The sequence below is a fragment of the Cellulomonas triticagri genome (assembly GCF_003696205.1).
Taxonomy (GTDB): domain Bacteria; phylum Actinomycetota; class Actinomycetes; order Actinomycetales; family Cellulomonadaceae; genus Cellulomonas; species Cellulomonas triticagri.
This window is the reverse complement of record NZ_RFFI01000145.1, coordinates 1-8,829: the sequence shown is the minus strand read 5'-3', so window position 1 is coordinate 8,829 and position 8,829 is coordinate 1. Positions and strand designations below refer to the sequence as shown.

At 74.8% G+C, this 8,829-nt stretch carries 8 protein-coding genes; all 8 read left to right on the top strand.

All coding sequences use genetic code 11. The features are described 5' to 3' along the window. Positions 1-2,567, top strand: a 2,567-nt coding sequence (locus tag EBM89_RS18335) for an Rne/Rng family ribonuclease (protein ID WP_147463616.1), incomplete at its 5' end; no start/stop codon positions are given. A gap of 303 nt (positions 2,568-2,870) precedes the next feature. Then, on the top strand, positions 2,871-3,179 hold the full coding sequence (rplU, locus tag EBM89_RS18330) for a 50S ribosomal protein L21 (RefSeq protein ID WP_199732194.1): 309 nt from the start codon (positions 2,871-2,873) through the stop codon (positions 3,177-3,179). 72 nt (positions 3,180-3,251) lie between these two features. Then, the gene (rpmA, locus tag EBM89_RS18325) at positions 3,252-3,506 is read left to right on the top strand and encodes a 50S ribosomal protein L27 (RefSeq protein ID WP_122151072.1); all 255 of its coding nucleotides are present in this window, start codon (positions 3,252-3,254) and stop codon (positions 3,504-3,506) included. A 196-nt stretch (positions 3,507-3,702) separates the two neighbouring features. Next, on the top strand, positions 3,703-5,214 hold the full coding sequence (gene obgE / locus EBM89_RS18320) for a GTPase ObgE (protein ID WP_122151071.1): 1,512 nt from the start codon (positions 3,703-3,705) through the stop codon (positions 5,212-5,214). Positions 5,215-5,272: 58 nt separating this feature from the next. Further along, positions 5,273-6,421 carry a glutamate 5-kinase gene (gene proB / locus EBM89_RS18315; RefSeq protein WP_122151070.1) on the top strand — a complete coding sequence of 383 codons (1,149 nt, stop codon included), beginning with the start codon at positions 5,273-5,275 and terminating at the stop codon, positions 6,419-6,421. A gap of 100 nt (positions 6,422-6,521) precedes the next feature. Then, on the top strand, positions 6,522-7,868 hold the full coding sequence (locus EBM89_RS18310) for a glutamate-5-semialdehyde dehydrogenase (RefSeq protein WP_122151069.1): 1,347 nt from the start codon (positions 6,522-6,524) through the stop codon (positions 7,866-7,868). A gap of 110 nt (positions 7,869-7,978) precedes the next feature. Further along, positions 7,979-8,134, top strand: a complete 156-nt coding sequence (locus tag EBM89_RS21905) for a hypothetical protein (protein WP_199732193.1) — start codon at positions 7,979-7,981, stop codon at positions 8,132-8,134. Positions 8,135-8,154: 20 nt separating this feature from the next. Beyond that, entirely contained in the window at positions 8,155-8,757 is a 603-nt protein-coding gene (nadD, locus tag EBM89_RS18305; RefSeq protein ID WP_122151068.1) for a nicotinate-nucleotide adenylyltransferase, read from the top strand. Positions 8,758-8,829 lie beyond the last annotated feature (72 nt).

Below are 8,829 nucleotides of genomic sequence, written 5' to 3'. Positions count from 1 at the left end.
CCGCCCGCCCGGCCGGTGAGCAGGAGCGCGCGTCGTCCGCGCGCCTGGCGACGACCGCCCTGCTGTTCCAGGCGCCGGAGGCCCCGCGCCGCCGTCGCCGCGCGCAGGCGCCCTCGGGCTCGCCCGAGGCGATCTCCGCCGCCGCGGCCGAGGCCCCGGAGGCCGTCGAGCCCGTCGAGGCCGAGCAGGAGCAGGCCGCTCCCGCCGAGGAGCGCTCCGGGTCGTCCCGCCGTCGCGGGCGTCGTGGCCGGTCGCGCGGTGAGCGCGCCGAGGTCGAGCAGGCGCCGGTCGAGGACGAGGCCACCGAGGTCGACGAGGACGCGGTCGAGGTCGCCGAGGACGTCGAGCCCACGGAGTCCGCCGAGCAGGCCGAGGTCGAGTCCGAGGACGCCGAGGACGGCGGCCCGCGCCGCAGCCGTCGCCGCCGCGGCGGTCGCGGTCGCCGCTCGCGCGGTGGTGACGCCGAGGACGCGTCGACCGACGAGCCGCAGGACGACGCGCCTGCCGCCGAGGAGGGCGACGAGGACGCGGACGCCGAGCGCGAGGACGCCGCCGAGGACCAGGCCGAGGGCGAGGAGGGCGGCAGCAGCCGTCGCCGTCGCCGTCGTCGCCGTTCGGGCCGCGGGGGCGACGAGGGCTCCGGCGAGTCCGGCTCGGGCCGCTCGTCGCGCTCCGGCTCGCGTGGTGGCGGGGACGAGGTCACCGCGCTGCGCGGCTCGACCCGCCTGGAGGCCAAGCGCCAGCGCCGCCGCGAGGGCCGGGACGCCGGTCGTCGCCGCCAGATCATCACCGAGGCCGAGTTCCTGGCCCGCCGGGAGTCCGTCGAGCGCTCGATGATCGTGCGCGAGGCGCACGGCAAGACGCAGATCGCCGTGCTCGAGGACGGGGTGCTGGTCGAGCACTACGTGTCCCGGCAGGCGCAGGTCTCGATGGCCGGCAACGTGTACCTCGGTCGCGTGCAGAACGTGCTGCCGAGCATGGAGGCCGCGTTCGTGGACGTCGGCAAGGGCCGCAACGCGGTGCTGTACGCCGGCGAGGTCAACTGGGACGCCGCCGGTCTGGACGGCGGGCAGCCGCGCCGCATCGAGCAGGCGCTGAAGTCCGGCGACTCCGTGCTGGTCCAGGTCACCAAGGACCCGATCGGCCACAAGGGCGCGCGCCTGACGTCGCAGATCACCCTGGCGGGCCGCTACCTGGTCTACGTGCCCGGTGGCGGCATGACCGGCATCAGCCGCAAGCTGCCCGAGCCCGAGCGCGCGCGCCTCAAGAAGATCCTGCGCGAGGTCGTCCCGGACTCCGCGGGCGTCATCGTGCGCACCGCAGCCGAGGGGGCGAGCGAGGAGGAGCTGCGCGCCGACATCGCCCGCCTGCAGTCGCAGTGGGAGGCCATCGAGAAGAAGTCCAAGACCGCGTCGGCGCCCGCCCTGCTGCAGGGTGAGCCCGACCTCGCGATCCGCGTGGTCCGCGACATCTTCAACGACGACTTCTCCTCCCTGGTCGTCCAGGGCGACGAGGCGTGGTCGACCATCTCCGGGTACATCGGGGAGCTCGCGCCCGACCTCGCGGAGAAGGTGTCGAAGTACACCGGCACCGGCGACGTCTTCCACGACCACCGCGTCGACGAGCAGCTCGCCAAGGGCATGGACCGCAAGGTCTGGCTGCCGTCCGGCGGCTCGCTGGTCATCGACCGCACCGAGGCCATGACGGTCGTGGACGTCAACACCGGCAAGTTCACCGGTGCGGGCGGCACGCTCGAGGAGACGGTCACCCGGAACAACCTCGAGGCCGCGGAGGAGATCGTCCGCCAGCTCCGGCTGCGCGACATCGGCGGCATCATCGTCATCGACTTCATCGACATGGTGCTCGAGTCCAACCGCGACCTCGTGCTCCGCCGGCTGGTGGAGTGCCTGGGCCGCGACCGCACCAAGCACCAGGTCGCCGAGGTCACCTCGCTGGGCCTGGTGCAGATGACCCGCAAGCGGGTCGGCCAGGGCCTGGTCGAGGCGTTCTCCGAGACCTGCGAGCACTGCCACGGCCGTGGCTTCATCGTGCACAGCGAGCCGGTGGAGAAGAACACCAAGGGCGACGCCGGCGCGCAGCAGCAGGCCCCGGCCGAGCCGGGCGAGGGCAAGAAGTCGCGCCGCAAGCGCGGGGGAGCGGCCAAGGAGCAGACGGCCGCCGCGTCGTCCTCGGCGCCGAGCACCTCGGTGCCGGTGCTGCCCGAGGCCCGCGAGGCCGTGAAGGCGACGCTGGCGACCATCGCCGCCGCCGCCGCGCACGCCCACGTGCACGACGACGAGGCGCCCGCCGCCCCCGAGGCCGCGGACACCACGACCGACGCCGTCGAGGCCGAGGTCGTCGTCGAGCCCGTCGCCGTCGCGGACGAGCCGGTGGCCGCGGCCCCGACCGACCTGCCCAAGCTGGACGTCATGGCCGCGCTCGGCGACCTCGCCGTGCGGGTCCCGTCCGCGGACGACGACCAGCACCTCGAGCTGACCCCGGTGGACCCGGGCCTGTTCGACATGCCGCCGCTGGAGCTCCCGGTCCGCGACGGCGACGACGGCTGACGCGAGGTCGCCGGGCGTCACCCCTGGTGGGGAGGCGCCCGGCGGTCCCCGCACCGGGGCCCGGGCCGTGGTTTGACCCTCGGCGGTGGGCCCGCGTATCCTTGAACGTCGGTGCGTTCTGACGGTGATCGTGCGAGCAGTGCTCAGCACGGTCGGTCGACGGGAAGCACCGTTCGTTGCGTGACGCCCCAGCGGCGCCGACGTCCCGGGCTCCGCGGCCACCGCGGTGGCGCGCCCGGGGTCGGCAGCAGGGCGGGGCGCCCCCCAGAACCTGAAGTTCGACGAGCAGAGATGAGCAGCAACGTGGTGTACGCGATCGTGAAGGCCGGCGGCCGTCAGGAGAAGGTCGCCGTCGGCGACGTCGTCGTCGTGGACCGTCTCGCGGCCGGCGCCGGTGCCACCGTCGAGCTGCCCGCGCTCCTGCTCGTCGACGGCACCGCCGTGACGTCGGACGCCGCGGCGCTCGCCAAGGTCAAGGTCACCGCCGAGGTCGTCCGGGACGAGAAGGGCCCGAAGATCGACATCCTGCGGTACAAGAACAAGACGGGCTACCGCCGTCGCCAGGGTCACCGCCAGCAGCTGACCCGCCTCAAGGTCACCGGCATCAAGTGACCTCGCGGGGCCGCCGCAAGGTGACCCGTGACCCCGTCCCCGTAGACAGCACCGCAGGAAAGCAGGCCTGAGATGGCACACAAGAAGGGCGCGAGCTCCTCGCGCAACGGTCGGGACTCGAACGCCCAGCGCCTGGGTGTGAAGCGCTTCGGCGGCCAGGTCGTCAACGCCGGCGAGATCATCGTCCGCCAGCGTGGCACCCACTTCCACCCCGGCGTGAACGTCGGCCGTGGCGGCGACGACACGCTGTTCGCCCTCACCGCGGGCGCCGTGCAGTTCGGCACCCGTCGTGGCCGCAAGGTCATCGACATCGTCGCGGCGGTCTGACCCGCAGCACGCATCCGGCCGGAGGGGCGTACCGCACGAGCGGTGCGCCCCTTCGCCGTGTCACAGTGGGACCCCGTCCGGGTGTCCCACGGGACTCCCGTCGGGAGCCCGTCGCAGGCGGCGCAGCGCCGCCGAGCGGCCACCGGGAGGTGGACCGCCGAGCCGTCCCCGGGGCGGCGGATCGAGGAGAGGTGTCATGGCCGCGTTCGTCGACCGGGTCGTCCTGCACGCCAGCGGGGGTAACGGCGGGCACGGCTGCGCCTCCATCCACCGCGAGAAGTTCAAGCCGCTCGCCGGCCCCGACGGGGGCAACGGCGGCAACGGCGGCAGCGTGATCCTCGTGGTCGACCCCCAGGTCACCACCCTGCTCGACTACCACCACGCCCCGCACCGGCACGCCCCCTCGGGCACCCAGGGCATGGGCGACCACCGCCAGGGCTCCACCGGCGCGGACCTGGTGTTGCCCGTCCCGGACGGCACCGTCGTGAAGTCCACCGACGGCGAGATCCTCGCGGACCTCGTGGGCGTCGGCGCGCAGTACGTCGTCGCCGAGGGCGGCCACGGCGGGCTCGGCAACGCCGCGCTGTCCTCGCAGCGGCGCAAGGCGCCGGGCTTCGCCCTGCTGGGCGAGGAGGGCGACGCCCTCGACGTCGTGCTCGAGCTCAAGACCATCGCCGACGTCGCCCTGGTCGGGTACCCGAGCGCCGGCAAGTCGAGCCTCGTCGCCGCGATGTCGGCGGCGCGCCCGAAGATCGCCGACTACCCGTTCACCACGCTCGTGCCGAACCTCGGCGTCGTGCAGGCCGGTGACGCGCGCTACACCGTCGCCGACGTCCCCGGGCTCATCCCGGGCGCCAGCGAGGGCAAGGGCCTCGGCCTGCAGTTCCTGCGGCACGTCGAGCGCTGCGCCGTCCTGGTGCACGTCCTCGACTGCGCCACGCTGGAGCCCGGTCGCGACCCGCTGAGCGACCTCGACGTCATCGAGGCCGAGCTCGCCGCCTACGCCGGTGACCTCGACATCGAGGGCGGTCGCGTCCCGCTCACCGAGCGCCCGCGCCTCGTCGTGCTGAACAAGATCGACGTCCCCGAGGCCCGCGAGCTCGCCGAGCTGGTGCGCACCGACCTCGAGGCGCGCGGCCTGCGCGTCTTCGAGATCTCCACCGCCAGCCACGAGGGCCTGCGCCCGCTGACGTTCGCGCTCGCGGAGGTCGTGGAGCAGGCGCGCCGCGAGGCCCCCGCCCCCGAGGCGACCCGCGTCGTGCTGCGCCCGCGCGCCGTGGACGAGGCCGGGTTCACCGTGACCCGCCGCGTCGAGGGCGACCGCGAGTACTTCCAGGTCCGCGGCACCAAGCCCGAGCGCTGGGTCCGGCAGACCGACTTCGCCAACGACGAGGCCGTCGGCTACCTCGCGGACCGGCTCGCCCGGATCGGCGTCGAGGAGAAGCTGCTCAAGGCCGGCGCCGTCGCGGGCGCCGAGGTCGTGATCGGCGACGGCCCGCGCGCGGTCGTCTTCGACTGGGAGCCGACGCTCATGACCGGCTCCGAGCTGCTCGGCGGACCGCGCGGCACGGACCAGCGCATCGAGGAGCGCAGCCGCCCGACGCGTGGCGAGAAGCGCCAGGAGTACAAGGAGCGCATGGACGCCAAGGCCGAGGCGCGCGCCGAGCTCTGGACGGAGCGCGAGGCGGGTCTCTGGCGCGAGGACTGACGCCCGCGCCGCCCACAGGGTGGGCCGGTGCACGGTCCGACCCGGGCGCGGGGGGACAATGGCGCGCGTGAGTGCCGCTGCGCTGTCCGACCGTCGTCTGCTGCCCGAGGTCCGCCGCGTGGTGGTCAAGGTCGGGTCGTCCTCGCTGACGTCGCCGGACGGCCCGCTGGACCCGGAGCGGCTGCGCGCGCTGGTCGACGTCCTCGCCGCGCGCGTCAACGGCGGTCACCAGGTCGTCCTGGTGTCGTCGGGTGCCATCGCGACCGGCATGGAGCCGCTGGGGCTCGCCCGTCGCCCGCGGGACCTCGCGACCCAGCAGGCCGCCGCGTCCGTGGGGCAGGGGCTGCTGGTCGCGCACTACACGCGCGCCTTCGCCGCGCACGGGCTGCGGGTCGGGCAGGTGCTGCTCACCGCCGACGACACCATGCGCCGCACCCAGTACCGCAACGCGCAGCGCGCCCTGGACCGGCTGCTGGACCTCGGCATCGTGCCGATCGTCAACGAGAACGACACGGTCGCGACCGACGAGATCCGGTTCGGCGACAACGACCGGCTCGCGGCCCTGGTGTCGCACCTGGTGCACGCGGACGCGATGGCGCTGCTGACCGACGTGGACGGCCTGTACACCGGCCCGCCGAACCGCGAGGGCTCCCGCCGCATCGCGGAGGTGCGGGGTCCGAAGGACCTCGACGGCATCGACGTCACCGCCCGGGGCAGCGGCGTCGGCACCGGCGGCATGGTCACCAAGCTCGAGTCGGTCGCCATCGCGACGGCCTCCGGCATCCCCGTCGTGCTGACCTCGGCCGCGCAGGTCGCGCCCGCGCTGGAGGGCGCGGACGTCGGCACCTGGTTCGCCGCGACGGGTCGCCGCGCGTCCACCCGGCTGCTCTGGCTCGCGTACGCGGCGCGCACCCGGGGGCGGCTGGTGCTGGACGACGGTGCCGTGCGGGCCGTGGTCGAGCGCGGCAAGTCGCTGCTGCCCGCCGGGGTCACCGCCGTCGAGGGCGAGTTCGAGGCCGGGGACCCCGTCGAGATCGCCGGGGCGGACGGGACCGTCGTCGCGCGCGGCCTGGTGGCGTACTCCGCGCAGGAGGCGCCCGCGCTCCTCGGGCGGACCACCGCCGAGCTGCGCGCGGACCTGGGGGAGGGGTACGACCGCGAGCTCGTGCACCGCGACGACCTGGTGCTGGTCCGCCGACGCCGCTGAGCGGGGCGGCGTCACCCGGACGTGCGATCCGCCCGCGCGCGGACGTCCACCGGGCGGAAGCCGCGTCGAACCGGCGGGTCCCCGGCACTAGTCTGGCGGGATGACCACCTCCCTCGACGCCCCGGCCACGGGCGGGGCGCACGCGCAGCCCCCCGTGCCGACGTCGCCGTCCGGCCCCGCGCCCGACGTGACGGAGGCCGTCCTCGACGTCGCCCGGCGGGCCAAGGTCGCCGCGCGCGCCCTGGCCGTCGCGACCCGCGGCGTCAAGGACGCGGCGCTGCACGCGCTGGCGGACGCCCTCGTCGCCGAGGCCGACGCGGTCGTCACCGCCAACGTCGAGGACCTCGCGCGCGGCCGCGCCTCGGGGCTGTCCGACGGCCTGCTCGACCGGCTCGCCCTCGACCCCGCGCGGATCTCCGCCATCGCCGGTGCGCTGCGCGAGGTCGCGGCGCTGCCCGACCCGGTCGGGGAGGTCGTGCGGGGCTCCACGCTGCCCAACGGCCTGCGGATGCGGCAGGTCCGCGTCCCCATGGGCGTCGTCGGCATGATCTACGAGGCGCGGCCCAACGTCACGGTCGACGCCGTCGGCCTGACGCTGAAGAGCGGCAACGCCGTGGTGCTGCGCGGCGGGTCCGCGGCGGCGTCCAGCAACGCCGTCATCGTGGACGTGCTGCGCCGGGCGCTGGTGGCGCAGGGCCTGCCCGCCGACCTGGTCCAGACCGTCGACGTGTTCGGCCGTCCTGGCGGCGTCGCGCTGATGCACGCGCGCGGGCTGGTGGACGTCCTCGTCCCGCGCGGCGGGGCCGACCTCATCCGCACCGTCGTGCGGGAGGCCACCGTCCCGGTCATCGAGACCGGGGTCGGCAACGTGCACGTCTACGTCGACGCCACCGCGGACCCGGCCGTCGCGCTGCCGATCCTGCTCAACGCCAAGACGCAGCGGGTCGGCGTGTGCAACGCCGCCGAGACGCTCCTCGTGCACCGCGACGCGGCGGAGTCGTTCCTGCCGTCCGCGCTCACGGCGCTCGACCAGGCGGGCGTGACCGTGCACGGCGACGACGTGACCGCCGCCCTCGCGCCCGCGGACGTGACCGTCGTGCCCGCGACCGACGAGGACTGGGCCACCGAGTACCTGTCCCTCGACCTCGCGGTGCGCGTCGTCGACGACCTCGACGCCGCGCTCGACCACATCCGCACCTGGAGCTCCGGGCACACCGAGGCCATCGTCACGCGCGACCTGGCGTCGTCCGAGCGGTTCGTCGCGGAGGTGGACTCCGCCGCCGTCATGGTGAACGCCTCCACGCGGTTCACCGACGGCGGGCAGCTCGGCCTCGGAGCCGAGATCGGCATCTCCACCCAGAAGCTGCACGCCCGCGGTCCCATGGGCCTCGGCGAGCTGACCACCACCAAGTGGGTCGTGCACGGCGACGGGCACGTCCGCCCGTGACACCCCGCCGCCGACCACGCCGTCCCTGACCCCGCCCCGCGCGCCCCGACCGTCCGGTCCGTGGACGTGCGACACTTGACCCTCACCTCAACCCCTCCCGGGAGGACCACGTGAACGCTGCGCTGCGCGTCGCCGAGACGGCCGCCGAGCACACCACCGAGCTGCCGTTCAGCCCCGTCGTGTTCGGCCTGGTCGGCTTCGGCGTCCTCATCGCCCTGCTGCTCGTGACCTTCGCGTTCCGGAGCGTCGGCACGCGCCACCGCTGAGGGCAGGGGACCCGCATCCGATGACGCAGCGACGAGCCCGGCTCGGGGTGATGGGCGGCACGTTCGACCCGATCCACCACGGCCACCTCGTCGCCGCGAGCGAGGTCGCCGCGCGGTTCGACCTCGACGAGGTCGTCTTCGTCCCCACCGGGGCGCCGTCGTTCAAGCAGGACGTCCCCGTGACGCCCGCCGAGCACCGGTACCTCATGACGGTCATCGCCACGGCGTCGAACCCGCGGTTCACCGTCAGCCGCGTCGACATCGACCGCCCGGGGCTGACGTACACCGTCGACACCCTGCGTGACCTCGCCGCCGACCGGCCCGACGCCGACCTCTACTTCATCACCGGGGCCGACGCGATCGCCCAGCTCCTGTCGTGGAAGGACTCCGCCGAGCTGTTCGAGCGGGCCCGGTTCGTCGCGGTCACGCGGCCCGGGCATACGCTCTCCGTGGCAGGGCTGCCCGCCGACCGCGTGAGCCAGTGGGAGATCCCCGCCCTCGCCATCTCGTCCACCGACGTGCGCGCCCGCGCGCGGGACGGCAAGCCGGTCTGGTACCTCGTGCCGGACGGCGTCGTCCAGTACATCGCCAAGCACGGTCTGTACCGAGGAAGTCAGTCATGAGCGAACCCGGCACCCCGCCGACCCGCAGGGAGCTGCGGGAGCGCGAGGCCGCCCGGCTCGCGGCGGCCGAGC

What these genes read in the sequence shown, in the direction of transcription:
- rpmA (WP_122151072.1), top strand. Translation starts at nt 3,252, where the DNA reads ATGGCACACAAGAAGGGCGCGAGCTCCTCGCGCAACGGTCGGGACTCG.
- obgE (WP_122151071.1), top strand. Translation starts at nt 3,703, where the DNA reads ATGGCCGCGTTCGTCGACCGGGTCGTCCTGCACGCCAGCGGGGGTAAC.
- proB (WP_122151070.1), top strand. Translation starts at nt 5,273, where the DNA reads ATGGCGCGCGTGAGTGCCGCTGCGCTGTCCGACCGTCGTCTGCTGCCC.
- EBM89_RS18310 (WP_122151069.1), top strand. Translation starts at nt 6,522, where the DNA reads ATGACCACCTCCCTCGACGCCCCGGCCACGGGCGGGGCGCACGCGCAG.
- nadD (WP_122151068.1), top strand. Translation starts at nt 8,155, where the DNA reads ATGACGCAGCGACGAGCCCGGCTCGGGGTGATGGGCGGCACGTTCGAC.